Annotated in this window: 20 protein-coding genes and 1 tRNA gene; 7 read left to right on the top strand and 14 right to left on the bottom strand. The window is 70.0% G+C overall.

The genetic code is table 11. From position 1 onward, the window contains the following. Positions 1–42 precede the first annotated feature (42 nt). A tRNA-Ser gene (locus ACFWU3_RS12980) sits at positions 43–129 on the top strand. A 101-nt stretch (positions 130–230) separates the two neighbouring features. Here ACFWU3_RS12980 and ACFWU3_RS12975 read toward each other — a convergent pair. The 3 genes from ACFWU3_RS12975 to ACFWU3_RS12965 form a co-directional block, all read right to left on the bottom strand. Beyond that, a complete protein-coding gene (locus tag ACFWU3_RS12975; protein WP_384435367.1) occupies positions 231–545 on the bottom strand; it encodes a hypothetical protein in 315 nt (104 codons plus the stop codon). A gap of 161 nt (positions 546–706) precedes the next feature. Then, on the bottom strand, positions 707–1,066 hold the full coding sequence (locus ACFWU3_RS12970) for a DUF805 domain-containing protein (protein ID WP_384435364.1): 360 nt from the start codon (positions 1,064–1,066) through the stop codon (positions 707–709). A 347-nt stretch (positions 1,067–1,413) separates the two neighbouring features. Then, positions 1,414–2,280 (bottom strand): bifunctional DNA primase/polymerase, encoded by an 867-nt coding sequence (locus ACFWU3_RS12965; RefSeq protein ID WP_384435361.1) that lies wholly within the window; start codon positions 2,278–2,280, stop codon positions 1,414–1,416. A gap of 312 nt (positions 2,281–2,592) precedes the next feature. Here ACFWU3_RS12965 and ACFWU3_RS12960 point away from each other — a divergent pair, with 312 nt between their 5' ends. Further along, positions 2,593–2,898 (top strand): hypothetical protein, encoded by a 306-nt coding sequence (locus ACFWU3_RS12960; RefSeq protein WP_313945397.1) that lies wholly within the window; start codon positions 2,593–2,595, stop codon positions 2,896–2,898. Between the two features lie 170 nt (positions 2,899–3,068). On the opposite strand, the gene ACFWU3_RS12955 is transcribed toward ACFWU3_RS12960, so the two are convergent. The 4 genes from ACFWU3_RS12955 to lipB all read right to left on the bottom strand — a co-directional run bounded on the left by ACFWU3_RS12955 (position 3,069) and on the right by lipB (position 6,233). Beyond that, positions 3,069–3,773 (bottom strand): DUF4191 domain-containing protein, encoded by a 705-nt coding sequence (locus ACFWU3_RS12955; RefSeq protein WP_384435358.1) that lies wholly within the window; start codon positions 3,771–3,773, stop codon positions 3,069–3,071. 19 nt (positions 3,774–3,792) lie between these two features. Next, a complete protein-coding gene (locus ACFWU3_RS12950; protein ID WP_327684647.1) occupies positions 3,793–4,002 on the bottom strand; it encodes a hypothetical protein in 210 nt (69 codons plus the stop codon). A 331-nt stretch (positions 4,003–4,333) separates the two neighbouring features. Continuing rightward, a complete protein-coding gene (lipA, locus tag ACFWU3_RS12945; RefSeq protein ID WP_384435354.1) occupies positions 4,334–5,299 on the bottom strand; it encodes a lipoyl synthase in 966 nt (321 codons plus the stop codon). 115 nt (positions 5,300–5,414) lie between these two features. Beyond that, positions 5,415–6,233 (bottom strand): lipoyl(octanoyl) transferase LipB, encoded by an 819-nt coding sequence (gene lipB, locus ACFWU3_RS12940; protein WP_313946757.1) that lies wholly within the window; start codon positions 6,231–6,233, stop codon positions 5,415–5,417. A gap of 239 nt (positions 6,234–6,472) precedes the next feature. Here lipB and ACFWU3_RS12935 point away from each other — a divergent pair, with 239 nt between their 5' ends. Then, a complete protein-coding gene (locus ACFWU3_RS12935; RefSeq protein WP_384435351.1) occupies positions 6,473–7,915 on the top strand; it encodes a regulator in 1,443 nt (480 codons plus the stop codon). A gap of 510 nt (positions 7,916–8,425) precedes the next feature. After that, positions 8,426–12,514 (top strand): Ig domain-containing protein, encoded by a 4,089-nt coding sequence (locus tag ACFWU3_RS12930; RefSeq protein WP_384435348.1) that lies wholly within the window; start codon positions 8,426–8,428, stop codon positions 12,512–12,514. Positions 12,515–12,635: 121 nt separating this feature from the next. Here ACFWU3_RS12930 and ACFWU3_RS12925 read toward each other — a convergent pair whose 3' ends face one another. Further along, positions 12,636–14,036, bottom strand: a complete 1,401-nt coding sequence (locus ACFWU3_RS12925; protein WP_384435345.1) for an NAD(P)/FAD-dependent oxidoreductase — start codon at positions 14,034–14,036, stop codon at positions 12,636–12,638. A gap of 288 nt (positions 14,037–14,324) precedes the next feature. Further along, complete coding sequence (locus ACFWU3_RS12920) at positions 14,325–15,215, bottom strand: TIGR01777 family oxidoreductase (RefSeq protein ID WP_384435342.1); 891 nt, start codon at positions 15,213–15,215, stop codon at positions 14,325–14,327. 44 nt (positions 15,216–15,259) lie between these two features. Between ACFWU3_RS12920 and ACFWU3_RS12915 the strand changes: the two genes are divergently transcribed. Continuing rightward, entirely contained in the window at positions 15,260–15,754 is a 495-nt protein-coding gene (locus ACFWU3_RS12915) for a GNAT family N-acetyltransferase (protein ID WP_384435339.1), read from the top strand. 33 nt (positions 15,755–15,787) lie between these two features. Here ACFWU3_RS12915 and ACFWU3_RS12910 read toward each other — a convergent pair whose 3' ends face one another. After that, entirely contained in the window at positions 15,788–16,309 is a 522-nt protein-coding gene (locus tag ACFWU3_RS12910) for a DUF4240 domain-containing protein (protein ID WP_384435733.1), read from the bottom strand. Positions 16,310–16,419: 110 nt separating this feature from the next. Between ACFWU3_RS12910 and ACFWU3_RS12905 the strand changes: the two genes are divergently transcribed. Continuing rightward, positions 16,420–17,337 (top strand): SDR family oxidoreductase, encoded by a 918-nt coding sequence (locus tag ACFWU3_RS12905; RefSeq protein ID WP_384435336.1) that lies wholly within the window; start codon positions 16,420–16,422, stop codon positions 17,335–17,337. 57 nt (positions 17,338–17,394) lie between these two features. Here ACFWU3_RS12905 and ACFWU3_RS12900 read toward each other — a convergent pair whose 3' ends face one another. From ACFWU3_RS12900 to ACFWU3_RS12885, 4 genes are all read right to left on the bottom strand, one after another. Continuing rightward, entirely contained in the window at positions 17,395–18,360 is a 966-nt protein-coding gene (locus ACFWU3_RS12900; RefSeq protein ID WP_384435333.1) for a helix-turn-helix transcriptional regulator, read from the bottom strand. 19 nt (positions 18,361–18,379) lie between these two features. Further along, a complete protein-coding gene (locus ACFWU3_RS12895; RefSeq protein WP_384435330.1) occupies positions 18,380–19,201 on the bottom strand; it encodes a MerR family transcriptional regulator in 822 nt (273 codons plus the stop codon). A gap of 119 nt (positions 19,202–19,320) precedes the next feature. Further along, entirely contained in the window at positions 19,321–21,999 is a 2,679-nt protein-coding gene (aceE, locus tag ACFWU3_RS12890) for a pyruvate dehydrogenase (acetyl-transferring), homodimeric type (RefSeq protein WP_384435327.1), read from the bottom strand. Positions 22,000–22,211: 212 nt separating this feature from the next. After that, positions 22,212–22,835, bottom strand: coding sequence for a GntR family transcriptional regulator (locus ACFWU3_RS12885; protein WP_384435324.1), 624 nt, complete (start codon positions 22,833–22,835; stop codon positions 22,212–22,214). A gap of 121 nt (positions 22,836–22,956) precedes the next feature. On the opposite strand from ACFWU3_RS12885, the gene ACFWU3_RS12880 reads away from it, so the two are divergent. Continuing rightward, positions 22,957–23,237, top strand: a 281-nt coding sequence (locus tag ACFWU3_RS12880; protein ID WP_384435321.1) for a multiprotein-bridging factor 1 family protein, incomplete at its 3' end; no start/stop codon positions are given.

Genomic DNA, 23,237 nt, shown 5'->3' with positions numbered 1-23,237 from the left:
GGTACTCTGTAGGCCGTTCCGCGGCAGGTGAGGCGGGGCGTGGGTGGGTTGCCCGAGCGGCCTAAGGGAACGGTCTTGAAAACCGTCGTGGCAGCGATGTCACCGTGGGTTCAAATCCCACACCCACCGCGTGCAGTTCCCTGAGATCGGCCCCTGACCAGCAGCATCGGTCGGGGGCTGTTCTTGTGTGTTCGCTCGGCCGGTACAGCACGGCGGGATCGCCGGACCTGTCAGGCATCGTCGAGCCACTCGCTCAGTCGGATCCGCACCTGGAAGCTGCTGTCGGTGTGCCAGACCACCGTGCCGCTGACCTGGGCCCCCAGTGCCGGCAGGGTTCCGCCTGCCGGCATGGAGCCGGTGTCGGCCATGCCGACCGCATGAGGAGAACCGTTAATGCGGATGAAGATGCCGAACGGTTGGCGGCCGACGACCTGACCTGTGACAGGGGTGCCTATGGGGAGCGCGGACACGGTTGCCGGCCACGCCCGCCGGATCTGTTCCGGGAATGGATCGTCGGGTCCCCGTCGCCAGCCGAATTCGGTCATGAGGCGATCCTGCCAGTGGAACGGCGCCCAGAAGTCCGGCGGGGTGGGCGGAACGATCCGAAGGGGGCGGAAACGGCCGAGCGCCGTGGCCGACGGACTCGTCGGGCACGGCGCTCGGGGGCCGGCCGGGAAAGAGCGGTTCCCGGCGGCCGGTGCGGCGATCAGTAGGTTGCCGGAACCAGCTTCGGGTCCGGGCCGTAGCTGTTGTCGTGGCGCTTGCCCTCGCTGGCGAGGAACACCAGCATGACGATGAAGCCGACCAGCGGGACGATGCCGATCAGGATCCACCAGCCGGAGCGGTCCGTGTCGTGGAGGCGGCGGACGGTGACACCCAGCGTCGGAAGCAGCACTGCGACGGTGTAGATGCCGCCGAGGATGGGGCTCGTGCCGGCCACGCCGTCGACGATCGCCAGCACAATGCTGATGATCACGCTGAACAGCGTGAACATCCAGTACTCCTGGCGGCGGGCCCGCCCGTTGAACACCGCGTACTTCTTGAGCACGTCCAGGTACCAGTGCATTACGTCCCCCCAAAGGACTGTGGTGGGCCCGTCCTCATGGATCAGGCCAGGGGCAGAACCTATGGGCTTGAAGTGAGCGGGTCAAACTGTTACCAAGAGCGGTTTCGTCGGCTGACTGCCCGTCCGTTCGACCGCGGAGAAAAGGCCAGGTGAAAGGGGGGAGGCCCCATCGCGACGGGGGATACGCGACGGGGCCTCGACAGGGCTGGTGCCCGGACCGCCGACGGTCACGCATGGGGATTCGTGTGGCGTGGGCCACATCGGGAGCAGGGTCGGGCGGCGTGAGGGGTGCCCCCCTCGTGAGGCACCCCTCACGCCTCCCCGTTCCCCCGTTTCCCTCCCCCCGTTCAGCGGCCGCGGCCGGTGGTGAGCCGGTCCGCCGAGGCGATCGTCGCGCGGGCTTCGCGTTCGCTCAGGCCCGCGTGGACCGCCGCTTCGGTGAGGGCGTCGGCGAGGTCTTCCCCGATGCCGTTCTCGTACGCCCGGCATGCCGCCCAGAACAGACGGGTGTTGCGCTGCCCTTCGTGTGCGGCCAGGACGAACTGGACCAGGCCCTGGCCGTGCGGCGGGCGTGATCGCGTGGCGTGCCGGGAGCGCGCGGGGGGTGCGACGAGCCGGAGCAGGGCGCGGGGGCACGGCGCGGGCGAGAGGTCGGCGGTGCCGGGGGCCAGCCGGTACGCACCGTGGGCGGAGACCGAGCCGGGGCCGACCAGATAGCCGCCCGCGCCGCGCACGTCGATGCCGGGGGCGAGCCGGCTCGCGGAGTTCGGTACGACCACGTCCGGCGGACCCGTCAGCCACAGATGGCGGCCACCGCTCGGGGTGAGCACGGTGACCGTCTCCGGAATGGTGAACAGATGCCGCAGCGCCAGGTGCTGGAGTGCGGAGACCGAGTCGGTCGGAGCCTTTGTGTCGAGGTCGATGCCGATCAGATGGTGTGGGGGGCGGCCGCACGCGATGCCGTAGCCGGTGGCCCAGGGTGCGGCCCCGAAGAGTGCGCGCACGCCCGCCGGGTCGGTGGTGGCGTCATGGACGCCGTGGCCGGGGAGGCCGCACTCGCCGCGGCACAGGACCGGCTCGGCCTCGCCGTGGTGTGGGGAACGCAGGGCCGGAAGCTTCGTGGGGGACAGGGGGATGACGGGGAGCCCTCGCTCCGCGGCGGAGAGGGCGTGGGCGAGGGCCAGGGTCGCGTTCTGCCGGTCGGTGATGGCCATGGCTCTATTTTCGTACAAGCGTTCGAAGAAGGGAAGGGGGAGAGATTGGCCGAAAATATGCCGTAACGCTTCCCCCCTTGCGCCTACTGGGTTTTGTCACCTTCGCGTCGCTGAGCTGCGGTTCTGCGATGGAGAAGGGGGTTTATCGACATGTCCTCACGCTTGCGGGGGAATCGCTCCGGGATGGGTGGTTCGCCGGGGATTCGGTGGGCAACTCTGAGATCGCGACGTCGTGACCACGATCCGGAGCGGTCGGCCAACTGCTCTGGAACCAGCCGTACTTCCGCAGTCCCGGTTCCTGGAGGAAATGACATGGCAAGCATCCGTACCGCCCGCGTCCTCGCCGCTGTCGCAGCCCTGCCCCTCACGGCCGCCCTGTTCTCGGGCGTCGCCACGGCCGACAACGGGGCGTTCGCGGACGACGGATCGAACGCGACGGTGGCATCGATCGTCGGCAGCGGCGTCGGTGGCGGCAACTGGGGCAATTCGACCACCAGTCAGCAGGTGGCGAGCGGCGCCGGCGCATCCAATCACAGCAACATCGCCAGCGTGAACGGCTCCGCGTTCACAGCCATCGATCAGTCGAAGACCGTTGTGAACTTCACGAACCTGTGGTGACGACCGGCCCGTCGGGGGGTTCGATCCGGGGGTGAACCACCGCCTGGGGGCGCGGCCGGGGCGTGGGGGGGCGCGCGCGGTGGGGGGGGGGGGGGGGGTGTGGGGTTGCGGGGGGGGGGGGTACAATGGCCCGGCCCCCCCCTTCTGGTTGTTCGTCGCGCGTGTGCGCGTCAGCGCATCTTGCCGCGCGGCATCCGCATGCCCTTCGGCATCGGCCCCTTCGGCAGCGGCATGTTGCTCATCAGGTCGCCCAGCGCCCGCAGCCGGTCGTTGGCGGCCGTGACCTGCGGTCCGGTCAGTACGCGGGGGAGCTTCAGCATGGTGGTGCGCAGCTTCTTCAGCGGCACCTGGCCGTCGCCGTCGCCGACCACGATGTCGTGCACCGGCACGTCCACCACGATGCGCGCCATGCGCTTCTTCTCGGCCGCGAGCAGCGACTTCAGCCGGTTCGGGTTGCCCTCGGCCACCAGCACGATGCCGGCCTTGCCGACGGCCCGGTGGACGACGTCCTGACTGCGGTTCATCGCGACCGCGGGCGTCGTCGTCCAGCCGCGGCCCACGTTCTGCAGGACGGCGGCCGCCGCACCCGGCTGGCCCTCCATCTGTCCGAACGCCGCCCTCTCGGCCCGGCGCCCGAAGATGATCGCCATCGCGAGGAAGGCGAGCAGGAAGCCCAGGATTCCGAGATAGATGGGATGACCGATCAGGTAACCGATCGCGAGGAGGACGCCGAAGGTGACGATTCCCACACCCGCGAGGATCAGACCGATCTTCGGGTCGGCCTTCCGGGTCATCTTGTACGTCAGGGCGATCTGCTTGAGCCGCCCGGGGTTCTCAGCGGCATCGCCGCTGTCAGAGTTTGCCTTCCTCGCCATACCGGGAAGTTTACGTGGCTCAGGAAGTGCGTCCGGCCACGGCCTCCAGTACGTGCTGGGCCTCGACGCGGTCCTTGGCCCGGCGGCGGTCCTCCAGGACCGATGTCCAGGCGTTGCGACGGGCGGTGCGCTGCCCGCTGCCGAGGAGCAGTGACTCCATGGCGCGCAGGGCGTCGGTGACGGACGGGATGGCGGTTGCGCGTACGGGGCGTACTGGCGCGGCCTGCATGGTGACGGTCCCCCTCGGGGTGGGTGACGACGGAGTGCGGGTGGACTCGGTGCGGATGCGGTGGGCGACTCGCCCTGACCGGATGCGGGGAGCTGTCCGGGGAGCGCCGAGTGCGGTGCGTAAAGCCAGAGTCACTGATTGGTGTTACCAGCGCATGACTGACGGGTCAAACACCGATGAAACCTTTACGCCCCGCCCGCGGACACTGACGCGGCCCGTACGCCGCCCCGACCTGCGGGGAGCGTACGAGCCGCGTCGAACTCGCCATTACTCGGCGGTAGTCACTTGTGCCCGATTTCACACAGTCCGGCCGTCACCGGAGGCCGGTCCGTCAGCCCGTCTTTCCGGCCGCGACGGCGGTCCGGCGCTCCATGGCCTGCCCGAACAGCCGGCCCGCGCGGTACGACGAACGCACCAGCGGACCCGACATGACACCGGAGAAACCGATCTCGTCGGCCTCGTCCTTCAGCTCCACGAACTCGTGCGGCTTCACCCAGCGCTCGACCGGGTGGTGACGCACGGAGGGGCGGAGGTACTGCGTGATGGTGATCAGCTCGCAGCCGGCCTCGTGCAGGTGCCGCAGTGCCTCGCTGACCTCCTCACGGGTCTCGCCCATGCCCAGGATGAGGTTCGACTTGGTGACCAGCCCCGCCTCGCGGGCGCGGGTGATCACCTCCAGGGAGCGCTCGTAACGGAAACCGGGGCGGATCCGCTTGAAGATCCGCGGCACGGTCTCGACGTTGTGCGCGAGCACCTCGGGGCGCGAGGAGAAGACCTCGGCCAGCTGCTCGGGCACCGCGTTGAAGTCGGGGATGAGCAGCTCGACCTTGGTGTGGCCGCCCTCGCGCTCCGCGGTCATCGTGTGGATCTGGCGCACGGTCTCCGCGTACAGCCAGGCACCGCCGTCCTCCAGGTCGTCGCGGGCGACGCCGGTGATGGTGGCGTAGTTCAGGTCCATCGTGACGACGGACTCGCCCACCCGGCGCGGCTCGTCACGGTCGAGCGCCTGCGGCTTGCCCGTGTCGATCTGGCAGAAGTCACAGCGCCGGGTGCACTGGTCACCACCGATGAGGAAGGTGGCCTCGCGGTCCTCCCAGCATTCGTAGATGTTGGGACAGCCCGCCTCCTGGCACACGGTGTGCAGTCCCTCGCTCTTGACGAGTTTCTGCATCTGCGTGTACTCGGGGCCCATCTTCGCCCGGGTCTTGATCCACTCGGGCTTGCGCTCGATGGGGGTCTGGCTGTTCCGGACCTCCAGGCGCAGCATCTTGCGTCCGTCGGGTGCGACAGCGGACACGTCGGCGCCCCTTTCTGCGATCGCGCGGCATTCGATTCTGCGGCGCACACCAGGGTACGCCCGTCAATTGTTCGGCCCTACGTCCGGCCAACCCGCGGACCCAGGGGTGCATTCCCTAAACGGCGGCTTCCACGGTCACATCCGGGGCGGCGTCCACGATCCTCGGCCGCAGCTCCGCGTTCTCCAGCACGGCTCGCAGGTGCTTCTCCACCACGGGGAGCACCTCCTCCATGGTCACATCCCGGCCGAGCTCATTGGCCAGGGAGGTGACTCCGGCGTCCCGGATGCCGCACGGCACGATCCGGTCGAACCAGGTGTTGTCCGGGTTCACATTGAGCGCGAAGCCGTGCATGGAGACGCCCTTGGCGATACGGATGCCGATGGCGGCGAGCTTGCGGTCCTCGCGGCGCTGGCCGGCGTTGGACGGGGCGTACTCGGGCCCGTTCAGCCGAGGATCGAACTCCTCGTCCTCGAGCCGCGGGTCGAAGTCGAGCGACAGACCGCCGAGCGAGGGGCGCTGCTCCACCGGGTCGCCCAGCACCCACACACCGCTGCGGCCCTCGACGCGGCTGGTCTCCACACCGAACTCCGCGCACGCGCGGATCAGCGCGTCCTCCAGACGGCGCACATGCGCGACGACGTCGACGGGACGCGGCAGCTTCAGGATCGGGTAGCCCACCAGCTGGCCGGGGCCGTGCCAGGTGATCTTGCCGCCGCGGTCGACGTCGACCACGGGCGTGCCGTCCAGGGGGCGCTCGCTGTCGGCCGTACGCCGTCCCGCCGTGTACACGGGCGGGTGCTCCAGCAGCAGACAGGTGTCCGGGATCTCGTCCTGGAACCGGGCGGCATGGACCTCGCGCTGCTTCTGCCATGCCTCCTGGTACTCGACGGCGTCCTCGCCGAACCCCAGCCGGACGAACCGCAGCTCACTCACGGCAGTGCCTCCCTAGAACCTTCAGCGTGCACGTATTCGCGCCCCAGCCACTGTACGGCGGCTCGCGGAAACGCGGTCCGGGGGTGCCCGCCGTCAGCGCCTGTCAGCGTCGACGCCAATCCTCACACGATCGGATGAATGTGGGGCGAAGGTGGCGGTCCGGGCGCGATGGGCCGCTAAATTCACGCCGTTCCATGAGGGCTGGCGACCGGCCCGGAAGGCAGGAGACCGCACAGCTGATGACGGAACGACCATCGCAGCGCATCCCCAACCGCCAGCTCGCCGCGCTCATCGCAGAAGCCGGATTCTCCAACGCAGGACTTGCCCGCAGGGTTGACCAGCTGGGACTCGAGCACGGCTTGGACCTGCGCTACGACAAGACGTCCGTGACGCGCTGGCTCCGCGGTCAGCAGCCGCGCGGGACGACGCCCGCGCTCATCGCCGAGGTGTTCACCCGCCGCCTCGGGCGCCGGCTGTCCGCCCAGGACCTGGGCCTGGACGCCTGTGCGCCGGTGTACGCGGGGCTGGAATTCGCGGCGACCCCCGAGGAGGCCGTGGACATCGTCGGCGGTCTGTGGCGCAAGGACTCCGGCAGCCACGCGGAACTGCGGAAGATCGCGTTCACCCCGGCGGGGCTGGTCGTGCCGAGCCGGGACTGGCTCATCGGGCGGGCCGACGAGCGCGTGGGGCGGAGTGACGGGACGGGCGCCAGGGTGCCCGCCCAGGGCGGGACGTCCGCCGTGCCGCGGCAGCGCGGCGCCGTCGACCGGGGGCCCGGCCAGCGGGTGTCCGGCGGCGACATCGCGGCGCTGCGCTCGGTGGGCGAGCTGTTCCGCTCGCTGGACCACGCGTACGGCGGCGGGCACGCCCGCCAGGCGCTGGTGCGCTACCTGGAGCACGAGGCCGAGCCGATGCTGCGCGGCTCGTACGGCGAGACGACCGGGCGGCGTCTGTTCGCCGCGGTCGCCGATCTGACCCGGCTGGCCGGCTGGACCTCGTACGACATCGCGGCGCACGGACTGGCCCAGCGCTACTTCGTCCAGGCGCTGCGGCTCGCCCAGGCGGCGGGGGACCGGGCGTACGGCTCCTATGTGCTGGTCACCATGAGCCGCCAGGCGGTCTATCTCGGCCACGGGCGCGAGGCCGTGCAGCTCACCCGGGTCGCCCAGCAGGGCATGGGGTCGTCGGCGCCGCCGCTGGTGCAGGCGATGCTGCACTCGGTGGAGGCGCGGGGACACGGGGTCCTGGGCGAGGTCCGCGCGTGCACGGCGGCGCTGGTCCGTGCGGAACGGGCGCTGGAGGCGGCGCGGCCGGGGGACGAGGCACCGCACTGGGCGCGGACTTTCGACGAGGCGCAGCTGGCCGACGAGATGGGCCACTGCCACCGGGACCTCCAGCAGTACCGCCCGGCGATCCAGCACGCGGAACGCTCACTCCAGCTCCGCGCCCCGGGCTTCGCGCGCAGCCGCCTGTTCTGCCGGGTGGTGCTGGCGTCGGCCCGGCTGGGCCTGGGCGAACTGGACCAGGCGTGCGCGCTGGGAGCGGAGGCGGCGCTCCAGGCGTCGGAGATGCGGTCGGCTCGGGCGGTGGAGTACGTACGGGACTTCGAACGCCGGCTGGAGCCGTATCGGGACGCGGCGCCGGTACGGGGGTACCGGGACCGGGTCTCGACCCTGGGGTAGCGGCACGGCTGGGGTTGCCGCCTGACCTTGTTTCGTCGGGTGCGCGGGCGGATTCAGCCTCGCCGGCGTTTGAGGCGCGGGGTTCGGGGCGGAGCCCCGGCGGCGGAGCGGGGACGACGACTTCACCGGCCCCGGCCGTACCTCGGTCATTTTCTATCTTTTTGCGCCTTTTGCCACTCGTGAATCAGTAAATATGTATCTGAAAGTAAAGCGCCATGGCGAAATGGCGGCATATTCGAACTTCTGGGCGTTAATGGTTGCGCACGCCAGTGGCCGTCATTTAGAACAAAAGGGCCTACCGGTCCCATACCGCGATTCGCGCACCAAGCACTCTCATTGCTGAGCAACAGGTGCATGGCGTGCCTTCTGCGTGTATGTCGCCGACGCGCGCTGGACGACCGATTCCGGCCGTCCCGATGACCAGCGGCCCTCTGCGGCCCCGGCCGGGCATCGCCCGGCAGCTCTACCTGCACGGCCCGGTTGGGGCCGACTCCACGGAAGCTGCACGCCATGAGCGTAGAAACGTTTCTCTCCTCTTCTTCGAAGCGGTCCGACCCTGCCGCCGCCGCGCAGACGCCGAACAGCTTCACCGTCAGTACGCAATTGATGGAAGATGCCGTGGTCGCCAGTGCGGTGAGCATGCGCGACGGCCGCAACCAGCAGGCGCTCTTCGCCAATCCCTTCAACAAGGGGAGTGAGGAAGCGCTCATCATCGACGACGAGGGCCACCTCACCTACCTCGCGCGCACGGCCGCCTCCGAAACCGGCTGGAAGCAGCAGCAGGTCGTGGTTGCCGACGAGCCGGCGCTGTGCGACGAAGTCGTGACCGTGGTCCACCCCGACGGAACCGTCTGGGCGGCGTGCGTCCCTACATGGGCCGCCGACGACTGGCTCTTTCTGCGTCTGGTCCAAAAGGGCCGGACCGACAAGGGCGAGCCCATCTGCGCCTGGGTGCGTGAGGCCGGCGTGCTGAAGGACCTGCCGCGCAGCGAACTCGGCCTGGCCGTGAGCTACTCACCCGATGCCGGACCCACGCTGATATCCGGTCACATCGAAACATCCGGCACGGACAGGCAGTTGGTCATCGGCATCGTCTCAGCCGCCTTCCTGACCCCGGGCTCCGACGGGATCAACGGCTGGACGGCGGTCACACGCACCGTGCCCAACGTGCCCCCCGACACCATCTCCATCGCCGGCGGAGGGTTCGTCAGCACCCGTTCGACAAAGGACAAGCCCTTCCACGTCGTCTACCTGCGCGACATCCGCGGCTCGGCGGAACGCACCATCCGCGTGAGCTTCTCCGGCACGCAGGGGCAGCAGCCGGACACCTCGATCTACGGCAAGTTCTGCGGCACCTGGAACGCCCCGGCGCTCCCGCAGATGAACCAGCAAAGTGATGTGGGTGTGGCGTGGCTCGACCCCAACGGGTCGCTGCACTTCACCTACTGGACCCCCAACAGCCGCGTCGAAGCGGGCTCGCTCCCCGTCCAGCTGGTACGCGCGCAGATCTGGCAGGACGCCGACAACTCCCTGCATGTCTTCGGCCTCGACAGCCGTAACACGCTGCAGGTGATCCATCAGCAGGCCTATGTCCAGGACGGTGACGCGCTGCGTCTGCGGTGGACCGAGGCCCGCGCGACCTCCGGCGCTGCCACCACCGTCTCCGTGGGCCTGCATGCCAAAGTCGCGGCCTATCACCTGGACCCGTACCCGGACTACCGGCCCAACGAGCTCATCACCATGGAGGGAATGCTTCCGTCCGAGTCCTTCTGCATCTGTACGCAGGACCTGGTCAACGGTGAGTGGGCCATGGACCGGGTGCGGCTGGCATCCACCGAACACCCGCACCTGGTCAGCCACTACGTCGCCGACGTCACGCTGGTCGACGGGACGGGGTTCGCCGTACCCAACCAGCCCGTCGACGTCTCCGCCGACACCCTCGTCGAGGTGCAGATCGACAGCCGTTCGTACCTCGTAGGGCCCGGACGCAGTGCCCGGTCCATGACCGGGCCCACGGGGAAGGCCTCCATCTCCGTCGCGGCTCGCGGACTCACGCCCGCCGTCATCGTGCTCAATGCCGAGGGTGTCGCGAACGGCACCTCGATCGACTTCTCCGCCCCCGTCAGCGACTACCTGGCCGGCAAGGGCACCCTCCCCTCGCAACGCGGCCTACTGAACGCGGACGAGCTGCGCAACGCCCAGGTCACGAACGCCCGAGGGGAGCAACAGCCGCTCGTGGCCGACTGGAACAAGATCAAGGACAAGTACCAGCTCGAACCGCAGACCGTCGTCGAGCACTGCAAGGCTGTCTACGGCATGGCCACGGGAGACCAGAAGCTGCCCCGCATGTCCGTAGCGGGCTTCCGGGCACCGCAGGAGGTCAAGGGCTACGTCATTCAGTTCTGGGATCCCTCCAGGCCGGCGTTCCAGATCTTCCGCACCCAGGAGCAGATCGACGATTACCACGCCTACCGCGACAGCCACCCGTCCTACGGTGGCTGGTGGGACGACGTCACGAGCTGGGTGAGTGACGTGTGGGAGGGAATCAAGACCGGCGCCACGCAGATCGCCGAGATCTTCGTCGATGCCGTCGTGAAGCTCGCCATCTGGGTCGGCGACGCCATCGTCTCCCTCGGGGAATTCATCGTGGAGACGGTGGAGCAGGCCGCGCGCGCAGTGGAAGCGGTGTTCCAGGCGATCGCCGACGCGGTCCAGCGAGCCATCGACTGGCTGAAGTCCTTGTTCGCTCTGAAGGACATCTGGGACACCGCGCAAGCACTCGAGAAAGCGTTCAAGTCCCTCGGTCCGATCGCCGTCTCGACGATCGACTATCTCCGCCCGCAGGCGCGCGGATGGTTCGCGGACAAGGAGGCCCGGTTCGACGCGCTGCTCGACTCCCTGCTGGCGGAGTACAAGGGCGCCCGCATGGACGACTTCCAGAACAAGGTCCCACCGGCCACGGCGCCCACCGGCACACCTCTTGAGAAGGACAAACTGAGTACACCGCAGGCCACGTGGATGTACAACAAGACGTTCTCGTCCGCGAATCCGGGACTCAAGGAGCTCTGGGACCCGCCGATGCGGCCGCAGGACGAGGACACTCTCGCGGATATCAATGATCTGCTCAGCTCCCTCCTCGGCTCGCCCAGTCTGGAAAGCCTCATCGAGCAGGGCAAACTGCTCTACGACGCGATCGACAAGTTCTGCGAAGTCGACTCCGGCAGTGGCGCCGGCAGGTCCGCCTTCGAGGAGGTCGTCGAAGCGGTCCGCTCACTGGTCAAAAAGGCCATCCACGCACTGTCGGACCTTGCCGACAAGTTCCTCGAGGTCTCGTCGAAACTCAGCGCGAAATTCTGGGACCTCCTCGACCTGCCCATCCCGACTGTCGTCGGTGCCCTCTTGAACACCCTGTACAAGTGGGTGGGCAAGATGGCGACCGGAACGGAGCCCACAGGCGACCTGACGCTCGGAAAGCTGGTCTGCCTCATCGCCGGGTTCTTCTACACGGTCGTCCACAAACTGATCCACGGCGTCGACAACCCGCCGTTCCCCAACGGCGACTTCCCCGAGATCCCGCTGCCCCCCTGGGATCCGCGCTACGACGCCGCGAGTACCCCCGCGGAGGACGACTGGGAATTCAACGCCCAGATGGTCAGGCTTCAGGCCGGATTCGGGATCGTCTGCATGGTCGGGCAAGGGCTGACCGTAGGCGTGAGCGACTACTACATGCCTGTGTACGCGGCACCCGACAACCCTGTGCCACCGGATTCGGTCATCTCCACCGTCGCGATGATCAACGCCGCGACCGATGTGTTCACTCTGGCGTCACTCGTCTACACGATTCCTCCCATCATGGGCGACTACAAGTGGGAGAACAAGGAAGGGGCCGCCGCCTGGGGAGTCCAGACAGCCCGGCTTGCCGTGGACTTGGGTCTGACCGTGGTCGGTCATCTCATCGAGAAGATCGGGTACCGGTCGACGCTGCTCAAGAACCTCGGGACGGTGCTCAACAAGGCCCACCACATCTTCGAGGGCTCGATCGCTCACCTCCTGGTGGGTTCGGTCAGCCTCGGCTGCGGTGTTGCGGCCGTCCAGAAACATCCTCCCGCCAACGAGCAGCTGGCGCAGTGCGCGCTTGCCAGCGCGGTACTCCAGAACACACCGGACATCGTCCAGTTCTTCCGAGCCGTCGTCCGGTGGTTCTTCGGGGCCGAACCGCAGGTCAACTACGCCTACGGGGTGTTGGCCGTGGTGGACGGGGTCGCGGTGGCGGCGGCCAACGGACTGATCGGCATACCTGCCGCTATGGCGGGGGAGCATCCGCCCACTCTGGATACGACGAAGACGCCGCCTTCGCAGTCCAAAGGCACGCCCTTCGTGTGGCAGCCCACCGGTTCCGGGGGGACCGAGGCGTACAACAAGCCGGCCGTCTGGGAATTCTCCGGCCTGCCGCCGTCGCTCGCCGGCGACGCGAAGACCGGCAAGATCACCGGCACGCTGCCCGATACGGCGCGTGACTACGACGTCACCGTCACGATCAAGGACAGCTTCTCTCCACCGCTGGGAGCGAGCCACACCTTCACGCTCAAGGTCACGTAGCCCGCGTTGCTTCCCGCCGCCGAGATGGTCCCCATGCGCCGACCGGGGACCATCTCGCCGTGTTTCGCGGCAGATCCACGTCAGTGATCGTGACACCCAGCAACACCGTGCGGGACAGCTGCTACGCCGCCGAGCGGAGCGGCGCCCGTTCCGGCGCGCGTACGCCCATGTCCCGCAGCACCGCCTCCGCCGCCCTCCGGCCCGAGTGCAGCGCCCCCTGCACCGTGCTCGTGTCCCGGTGGTCCCCGCACACGTACAGGCCCGCCAGCAGGCGCACCGGGCGGCGGATGTCGTGCGGTGGTGGCATCGCCGGGACCGCCTCCGGGTTGTGGTGGACCGCCAGCAGTGACCAGTCCGCCGTCGGTGTCCCGTACAGCTTCGCCAGATGCGTGCGGACCTGGCGGTCCAGATACGGCGGCGGTGTGCCCAGCACCGTCGAGGAGATCAGCACCCGGCCGCGCGGCGCCCGCGTCGGGTCGACCTCGCTCATCACCGCCGTGTGCGAGACAGGGCCGTCCCGCTCCGCGTCGAGGACCAGCGCCGATCCGGTGGGCGGTGCGCACGGCGCGGTGTGGTGCAGCACCGTCACCGGATGGAACGCCGGCACCCGCAGACCCGGCAGCAGTTCGGCCGCCTCCCGCGCCCCCGTCGCCAGCACCAGCGCGCGGCAGGTGAGTTCGCCGTAGTCCTCGGTGCTGACCCTGTTGATCGACGCGTCCTTGACCCGCACGCCCGTGAGCACCGTGCCCTGCGGCAGTGCGGCGGCCAGTCGCTCCGGCAGCGTCGCCGCGCCGCCCTCCGGGACGCACATCCGCCCCCGGGCGAAGCCCCGCAGCGCCAGGTCGGCGCACCGGCTCGACGTCGTCAGCTCCGGGTCGCCGAGCAGCGCCGACAGCAGCGGGCGCAGAAAGCCCTGGACCGTACGGGCGGGGAGGCCGCGCGCGGCCAGCGACTGGGCCGTGGTCCGTTCCGGACGGGCCGTCAGGCGCTCCACGGACGTACCCGCGAGCCGGGCGAGGGACGCGCCGAGCCGGGCCTCGTCCAGCGGCCTGGGAGCGCCGGCGAGGGCGCGCGCGACTGTGAACGCGCCCCCTATGCCCCGGAGGGCGTGCGGCGGCCCCCACGCCGTGCCCCGAGCCCCCTGAGCCGCCCCGTTCCGTACCGCCCGCAGCGACCCCCGTCCCGCGCTCCCCGGCTCCGACGCCCGGTGGACCGTCTCCCCGGTCCGCTGAAGCCGCCCTCCGCTGTGCACGAGGACACCCGGTGCGAACGGCCGCAGAACCACATCCCCGAGGCCGGCCGTGCGATGCAGCTCGGGATACGAGGTGTTGAGCAACTGGCCCGCGCGGTCGAGCCGGAAGCCGTCGATCTCCTCGGTGGCCATGCGGCCGCCCGGCTTGGCGGCGGCCTCCAGCACAGTGACGCTGAGGCCTGCCGCGATGAGCTGATGAGCCGCCGAGAGACCGGCTGTACCGGCCCCGACAATGATGACGTCCGCATGGTGAGCGGTGCTGATGAGCACGTGCCCCTCCCCGAGGTCGGCGCGGCTGGTGGGAGGCTCATGCCCCCATCAGGCTCCCGGGATACCCGAGTTCGGTCGAGAGTAGGCAGCCGTGGCCGAAGCGCGGCTCGCGCACGCGGCGGGGCACCGTAGCGCGGGGGGCGCGCGTCTGCCGAGGTCGCGCGCCGGGTCCCGCGCCCGGACGCCGGGGGTGTGACGGGCCGTCACCGCAGCCCCGCGCCCGGACACCGGCGCGCGACGGGCCGTCACCGCAGGGCCGCGCCCGGACTCCGGCCGCGCGACGGGCCGTCACCGCAGGGCCGCGCCGACCGCCTCGTCGATGCCGGGAAACGCGAACGTGAACCCCGAGTCCAGCAGCCGTCGCGGCAGCACCCGCTGGCTGCCCAGCACGTCACCCGCCATGTCGCCGAGCGCGATCTTCAGCGCGGCCGACGGCACCGCGAAGACCGTCGGCCGGTGCAGCGCACGCCCCATGGCAGCGGTCACCTCCCGGTTGGTGACCGGCTGCGGGGACGTGAGGTTCACCGGACCCGACAGGGACTCCGTGTCCAGGATGTGCCGGAGCGCCGCGACCTCGTCGTGCAGCGCAATGAAGCTCCAGTACTGCCGGCCGTCACCGAGCCGCCCACCGAGACCCGCCTTGAACAGCGGGAACATCCGTCCCCACGCCCCGCCCTTGCGGGAGACCACCAGCCCGGTCCGGGCGAAGGCGGTCCGTACGCCGGCCTCGGCCGCCGGGGCCGCCGCCTCTTCCCACTCCACGCACAGATTCGGCAGAAAACCGTCCCCCGGTGGGGCCTCCTCGTCCACCGCGCGGTCCCCCGTGTCGCCGTAGAAGCCGACCGCGCTGCCGCAGACGAGCACCCGCGGCGGGGTGTCCAGCGACGCGAGGGCCTCCGCGACCGCGGCCGTGCCCAGCACCCGGCTGTCGTGGATCTCCTTGCGGTACGCGTCCGTCCAGCGCCGCGCCCCTACCCCGGCTCCGGCGAGGTGCACCACGGCCTCGCAGCCCACCAGTCCCGCCGCGTCGACGTACTGCCGGTGCGGGTCCCATTCGACCTCGTCCCCGCTCCGCGCGGGCCGCCGCACGAGGCGCACCACCTCGTGCCCGTCCGAGCGCAGTGAGCGCACAAGTGCCGTACCGATGAGTCCGGTGGAGCCGGTGACCGCGATCCGCATGGCCTCATCCTGCCCCGGCCGACCCCCGTGACACAGTTGCCTCCATGCCCGAGTCGCACATACGCCCCGCACTGCGTACCGACGAGGAGGCTCTCGGCCGGCTCGACCGGGACACCTGGTCGACGCTGCACGCCGTGACACCGAGACCGTTGCCTCCGTACGCACCGTTCTTCGACGCCCAGCACCCGCCCGGCGACTTCCTCGTCGCCGAGGACGCCGACGGCACGCTCATCGGCTTCATCCGCCTCGTCCCGCCCACGCCCCTCGCGTGCAACCAGCACGTGCGCCAGATACAGGGCCTCGCGGTGGCGACCCGGGCCCGCGGCCGGGGGACCGGGCGGGCCCTGGTGCGGGCGGCGTGCGAGCTGGCACGCCGGCAGGGCGCGGTGCGCATCACCCTGCGGGTGCTCGGGCACAACAAGCCGGCCCGGGCGCTGTACGAGGCCGAGGGGTTCGCGGTCGAGGGCGTGCTGCCGGGGGAGTTCTGGCTGGACGGCCGCTACGCCGACGACGTCATGATGGGCCGCTCCCTCGGCTGAGGACGCCCGGCGAGCGCTGCCCGCGGGCGGTTCTCACAGGTCGCCGAAGCGCTCCCACAGCTTGGGGAAGCGCTGGGCCAGCGCGGAGTCGTCGTCGAAGTCGAAGGGCGTGCCCGCGGGCTCCGCGGTCTGTGGCGGGATCCCCAGGTCCGGTGCGACGACACCGGTGAGCTGCTCGTACGCCTCGTCCGCCGCGTACCCGAGCTCCTCACCGTCCCCGTCGATGTCCTCGTCGAACTCGTCCAGCAGTTCGGCCAGCTCGTCCGGGTCGTGCACCGCGCCTTCGAAGACCTCCCGGCCCTGGCCGATGAGCCAGCAGCGGAAGTAGTCGAACGCGTCGTCGCTGGCGCCGCCGAGCAGCACGGCAGCAGCCCCCCACAGGTCCCAGGTGTAGGCGCGGTTGTAGCGGGCCTCGAAGTGCCGGGCGAAATCCAGCACGGAGTCGGGGTCGAGTTGCAGCAGCCGCTCGACCAGCAGATCGGCATGGTCCTCGGGGTCACCCTCGGCGCCTTCGCGGGTGCTGTCGACGATCTCCCAGAACTCCGTCTCGTCCATCACGGGTCCAGCATCGTGGTTGGCGGGGGGCTGCGCACGCGGAGCCACGAAATGCCGACTCTTTTGAATGGCGGACAGAAGGTGTCGGGTATTCGTGCGACGGTCGGTTCATGACGACGCAGAAGACACTTGCCGGGAAAATCGCCCTGGTCGCGGGGGCCACACGGGGCGCGGGGCGCGCCATCGCCGAACAGCTCGGCGCCGCCGGGGCGACCGTGTACGTGACCGGCCGGACCACGCGTACGCAGGTCAGCGAGGTCGGCCGGGCCGGCGAGACCATCGAGCAGACCGCGGACCTGGTGTCCTCCGCCGGCGGTACGGGCATCGCGGTGCAGACCGATCACCTCGAGGCGGATCAGGTACGGGCTCTGACCGAGCGCATCGACCGCGACCACGGGCGTCTCGACATCCTGGTGAACGACGTCTGGGGCGGGAACTTCCTGCTCGACTTCAACACGAGGATGTGGGACGTCGACCTGGACCGCGGGCTGCGGATGCTGGACCTCGGCACTCGCAGCCACATCATCACCAGCAGCATCGCGCTGCCCCTGCTGGTGCGTGAGCCCGGCGGCCTGGTCGTCGAGGTGACCGACGGCACGGCCGAGACGAACAAGGGTTTCCGCGAGAACTTCTTCTACGACCTGGCGAAGAACACGCCGATCCGGATGGCCTTCATCCTCGGCGAGGAGCTGAAGAGCGTCGGGTGCTCGGCCGTGGCGGTCACGCCCGGCTTCCTCCGCTCCGAGGAGATGCTCGACATCTTCGGCCTCACCGAGGAGACCTGGCGGGACGGGATCGACAAGCAGGAACACTGGGCGCTGTCGGAGTCGCCGCTGTACCTCGGCCGCGGGGTGGCGGCGCTGGCAGGGGACCCGGAGCGGGCCCGCTGGAACGGGATGTCGCTGGACAGCGGGAGGCTGGCGAGGGAGTACGGCTTCACCGACGCGGACGGGAGCCGGCCGGACGTGTGGGGCTACATGCTGGCGGAACAGGCGGGCGGAACGCCGTCGATCGACGACTACCGGTAGACGACCGCCGGCCGGAGACCTGGGGCCACCGGCGGTCCGCCCGTCGGCAGGGGCGGTCTACCGGTAGAGCCGGGCCGTCCGCTCCGCCGTCTCCGCGAACTGTTCCCGCAGCTCCGGTGGCTCCAGGATCTCCACCTCCGGGCCCAGCGCGAACAGCTGGCCGAAGGCCACCTGGTAGCTCTCCACCGGCAGGGTGAGGGTCAGCCGGCCCTCCGCGTCCGGAGGGCCGGCCGAGGACAGGGCCTCATCGGCCGCCGCGCGGTCGGTGAGGTGCGGGAGGCGCGCGGCGCCGCGTTCCGTCACCCGGAGCACCACCTCCGCCCGCAGGATGGAGCGCGCGAACTGCGCCGCGCGCTTCTCCCAGAACCCGGGCAGATCGAATTCCTCGTCGCGTTCGAAGAACGAGCCGCCCCGCTCCACCGAGGAGAACCGGTCGATCCGGTACACCCGGAACGTGGCCTCCGCACGGGCGCAGAGGTACCAGACACCCGCCTTCAGCACGAGGCCGTACGGTTCCAACTCCCGCTCCACCTCCGCGTCCTGACGGCGGTAGGCCGCCCGGACGCGGCGGTCCTCCCAGACCGCCTCCGCGATCGCCGGGAGCAGCTCCGGTGTCCGCGGCTCCTGGTACCAGCCGGGGGCGTCGAGATGGAAGCGCTGCGCCGCGCTCTCGGAGGCGTTGCTCACCGAGGGCAGCAGCGCCGCGGACACCTTCAGCCGGGCCGCGGACGCCGCGTCCTCCAGTCCCATGTCCCTGAGCGCGCCCGGCAGCCCGGAGAGGAACAGGGCCTCGGCCTCGCTGCGGCCGAGGCCCGTCAGCCGGGTGCGGTAGCCGCCGATCAGCCGGTACCCGCCGGCCCGCCCGCGGTCCGCGTAGACCGGGACCCCGGCCTCCGAGAGCGCGAGTGCGTCTCGGGTGATGGTCCGCTCCGAGACCTCCAGTTCCTCGGCCAGCTCGGCGCCGGTCATGGAGGGTCTGGCCTGGAGGAGCAGCACCATCTTGATCAGCCGGGCAGCACGCATGCCCCCATCATGGCCCAGCTCAGGCGAGGGGCTCCTGGAGTTCCGTCACCCACTTGTCGAAGTCGCCGGGCGGGCATTCCAGGGACACTTCGCGGGCGTAGCCGGCCGAGATGTGGCCCCCCGACTCGATCCAGCGGGCCAGTGTCTGCGCGGTCGGCAGGACGCCCTGCATCGAGCCGCGGTGCACGATGGTCGCCGCCCGTTCGACGGCCGGCAGCTCCACGATCGCGAAGTCCAGGTCCGGCCGGTGGGCCTCGGAGACGGTGACGCCCGCGTGCACGACCACGGCGCCGTTCCCCTCCGGCGCGTCCTCGTAGTAGGCGATACCGGGTCCGGTCGGCGTCACGCCGGACGCCTCCACGCGGCGGAACAGTTCCTCGTACAGGGGAGAGATGACGGGCCCGATGTCCTCGGGTCCGTAGCTCGCTGCGGTGGCGGTCAGCTCGGCCACCCGCACGGCGGGGACGCTCTTCACGATGACGTCGTCGGTGGGCATGAAACCCTCGCTCTCGATCGACCGGAGCCTCGCCTCGACCTGCGCCAGCCGTGCGGCCGCCGCGGCCATCGCCTCCTCCAGCTCCGCCCGTCGCAGCACGAGCATCCCGCGCAGTTCCTCCGTGCCCACCTTGTCCTCCAGGATCTCCTGCACCTGTTGCAGGGTGAAGCCGAGATCCTTGAGGGCGATGACACGGTTGAGGCGGGCGAGCTGGGCGGCCGTGTAGTAGCGGTAGCCGCTGTACGGGTCGGTGTGGGCGGGACGCAGCAGCCCGATCGCGTCGTAGTGACGCAGCATGCGGGCCGACACACGGCCGTGCCTGGCGAAGTCTCCGATGGTGAACATGACGCCTCCCACTGCACGCCTTCACACGGTGTCAGGGTCAAGCATCGCCCGTGCGGACAGAGGAGGACCCCGGCGGGGGTGGCTCCGCCGGGGTCCTCGCACGCACACGCCTCAGAGGGCTACAGGCCGTAGCGCTCCCGCGCCTCCTTCACGGCGGAGGCCGGTACCTCGCCGCGCTTGGCGAGCTGGGCCAGAGCCGCGACGGTGATCGACTGCGCGTCCACGCCGAAGTGCCGGCGGGCCGCCTCGCGGGTGTCCGAGAGACCGAAGCCGTCCGTGCCGAGCGAGGACCAGTCCTGCTCGACCCACTGGCTGATCTGGTCCGGGACCTGACGCATCCAGTCGCTGACCGCGAGGACCGGGCCCGGAGCGCCCTCCAGCGCCTGGGCGACGTACGGGGTGCGCTGCTCGCCGCGGAGCAGGGCCTCGTCGGCCTCCAGCGCGTCCCGGCGCAGCTCGCCCCACGATGTCGCGGACCACACGTCGGCCGTGACGCCCCAGTCGGCGGCGAGCAGTTCCTGCGCCTCCAGGGCCCAGTGGATCGCCGTGCCGGAGGCCAGCAGCTGGAGCCGCGGCGCGTCCGCGGAGGCCGGCACGCCTTCCTTGAAGCGGTACAGACCGCGCAGGATGCCTTCCTCGACGCCCTCGGGCATCGCGGGCTGCACCTTGGGCTCGTTGTAGACCGTCAGGTAGTAGAAGACGTTCTCGTTCTGGTCGGCATCCCGCCCGTACATCCGGCGCAGACCGTCCTTGACGATCACCGAGATCTCGTACGCGAACGCCGGGTCGTAGTTGAGCGACGCCGGGTTGGTGGACGCGATCAGATGCGAGTGGCCGTCCGCGTGCTGGAGGCCCTCACCGGTCAGCGTCGTACGTCCGGCGGTGGCGCCCACGATGAAGCCCTTGCCGAGCTGGTCGGCGAGCTGCCACATCTGGTCGGCCGTGCGCTGCCAGCCGAACATCGAGTAGAAGATGTAGAACGGGATCATCGGCTCGCCGTGCGTCGCGTACGACGTGGAGGCGGCGATGAAGTCGGCCATGGACCCGGCCTCGGTGATCCCCTCGTTGAGGATCTGGCCGTCCTTGGCCTCCTTGTAGTACATCAGCTGGTCGCGGTCGACCGGCTCGTACGTCTGCCCCATCGGCGAGTAGATGCCGGCCGAGGGGAAGAGCGACTCCATACCGAAGGTGCGGGCCTCGTCGGGGACGATCGGGACCCAGCGCCTGCCGGTCTCCTTGTCCCGCATGAGGTCCTTCACCAGCCGGACGAAGGCCATGGTGGTGGCCATCTCCTGCTTGCCGGAACCCTTTTCGAGCGCCTTGAAGCCGCGCTCCTCGGGGGCGGGCAGTGCCACGGCCCGCACCCGGCGGGCCGGGGCGGGGCCGCCGAGGGCCGCGCGGCGCTCCTGGAGGTAGCGGACCTCGGGGGAGTCGGCGCCGGGGTGGCCGTAGGGCACCAGGCCGTCGGCGAACGCGCTGTCCGGGATGGGGAGACCGAGCAGGTCCCGCATGCCCTTGAACTCGTCCGTCGTCAGCTTCTTCATCTGGTGGTTGGCGTTCTTGGACTCGAAGCCCTTGCCGAGCGTGTAGCCCTTGACCGTCTGCGCCAGGATCACGGTCGGCGCACCCTTGTGCTCGACGGCCGCGCGGTACGCCGCGTACACCTTGCGGGCCTCGTGGCCGCCGCGGGAGGTGAAGAAGAGTTCGGCGATCTTGTCGTCGGTGACCAGCTTCGCCAGCTCGACGAGCGCGGGCTCGGCGCCGAAGAAGTGCTCGCGGATGTAGGCCGCGTCCCGGGTGGCGTACGTCTGGAACTGGGCGTCCGGCACCTCGCGCAGACGGCGCACGAGCGCGCCGGTGGTGTCGAGGGCGAACAGCTCGTCCCAGGCGGAGCCCCACAGCGACTTGATGACGTTCCAGCCGGCGCCGCGGAACTGGGCCTCCAGCTCCTGCACGATCTTGAAGTTGGCGCGGACCGGTCCGTCGAGGCGCTGGAGGTTGCAGTTGATGACGAAGGTCAGGTTGTCGAGCCGCTCACGGGACGCGAGCGCGAGGGCCGCGGTCGACTCGGGCTCGTCCATCTCGCCGTCGCCGAGGAACGCCCACACGTGCGAGTTCGCCGTGTCCTTGATCCCGCGGTTGTGCAGATAGCGGTTGAAGCGCGCCTGGTAGATCGCGGAGAGCGGGCCGAGGCCCATGGAGACGGTGGGGAACTCCCACAGCCACGGCAGGCGCCGCGGGTGCGGGTACGACGGCAGACCGTTGCCGCCGGACTCCTGGCGGAAGAGGTCGAGCTGCTGCTCGGACAGCCGGCCGTCGAGGAAGGCGCGGGCGTAGATGCCGGGGGAGGCGTGGCCCTGGATGTAGAGCTGGTCGCCGCTGCCGTCACCTTCCTTGCCGCGGAAGAAGTGGTTGAAGCCGGTCTCGTAGAGCCAGGCCGCGGAGGCGAAGGTGGCGATGTGGCCGCCGACGCCGTGGCGGGAGCCCCGGGTCACCATGGCGGCCGCGTTCCAGCGGTTCCAGGCGGTGATCCGGGCTTCCAGCTCCTCGTCGCCGTCGAAGGCGGGCTCGGCGGAGGTGGGGATGGTGTTGACGTAGTCCGTCTCCAGCAGCCGCGGCACGGGAACCCCGGCCGTCTCGGCGTGCTGGAGGGTGCGGCGCATCAGGTACGCGGCCCGGTGGGGGCCGGCGTGCTCGGTGACGGCGTCGAGGGAGGCCGCCCACTCGGCGGTCTCCTCGGCGTCGCGGTCCGGGAGCTGGTCGAGCTCGCTCGGAAGCTTGCCTACGGGGTCGGACATGATCGCCGCCTTCCGGACAGGAGGGGGGTGGAGAAAGGGGCCTTGTCTGGCAGGACGGGGCCATGGGTCGGTGGACCCGAGGTGAACTGTAAGTCGCTGATCGATGATCGATCAAAGCTTCGGGCCAAATTGGCATCCGGTGCCGCAAAAGTGGGCACGCTGTGCCGCTCAGGGAGGTGATATTTCAGACACTTCGACCGCGTTCGGCTGGGTTACGCGCGCGGTGCGCAGCCCAGCACATGGGCCTTCACGAGCGTCCCGATCTGTGGATCGCGGCGCTTGAAGGCCGCCACGAGCGCCTCGTGCTCCTCGGCGTAGGACTTCTGGACCGTCCCCAGCCAGCGGATCGACAGGGCCGTGAACACCTCGATGCCGAGCCCTTCCCAGGTGTGCAGCAGGACACCGTTGCCCGCCGCCCGCACCAGCTCCCGGTGGAAGGCGACCGTGTGCCGCACCTGCGCGGCCGAGTCGGCGGCCAGGTCCGCGGCGTACAGCCCGGCCACATGCGGTTCCAGGCACGAGCAGTCGTCTGCCAGCCGGTCCGCCGCCAGCTCGGCCGCGATCTGCTCCAGGCCCGCCCGCACGGGGTAGCTCTCCTCCAGGTCCGCGGCGGTGAGATTGCGGACCCGTACGCCCTTGTTCGGCGCGGACTCGATCAGCCGCAGGCTCTCCAGCTCCCGCAGTGCCTCACGGACCGGCGTCTGGGAGACCTCCAGCTCGGTCGCGATCCGCCGCTCGACGATGCGCTCGCCCGGCTTCCAGCGCCCGCTGACGATCCCCTCCACGATGTGCTCGCGGATCTGTTCGCGCAGCGAGTGGACGACGGGCGGGGTCATGGAAACTCCTCATGGGTGGCCGGGGCCGAGGTTACCGGAGAGGAACCTCATCGCCTCCCGTACGGACGCATTGTCAGGGAACGCACGCGCACGGTGACGGATCATCGCTAGCCTTTCCGGCATGACGCAGGCCAAGGATGTGGACCCGTACGTCTCACCAAGGAGCTTCTACGGAGCGGAACTTCGCCGCTTGCGCGAGGAGAACCGGCTGTCGCAGGAGCAGTTGGGGGAGCGGGTCTTCTGCTCGGGCGCGTACATCGGCCAGTTCGAGGCCGCGAAGCGTCGACCGCAGCAGGACATGTCGCGGCTGCTGGACGGGGTGCTGGGGTCGGGGGAGCACCTTCAGCGGCTGTGCCGGCTGGCGCAGGAGTCGAAGCATCCCGAGTACTTCGCCGACGCCGC

It is taken from the genome of Streptomyces sp. NPDC058685 (assembly GCF_042714725.1).
GTDB lineage: Bacteria > Actinomycetota > Actinomycetes > Streptomycetales > Streptomycetaceae > Streptomyces.
The sequence above is the reverse complement of the archived record's forward strand: the minus strand, read 5'-3'. Positions and strand labels throughout refer to the sequence as shown.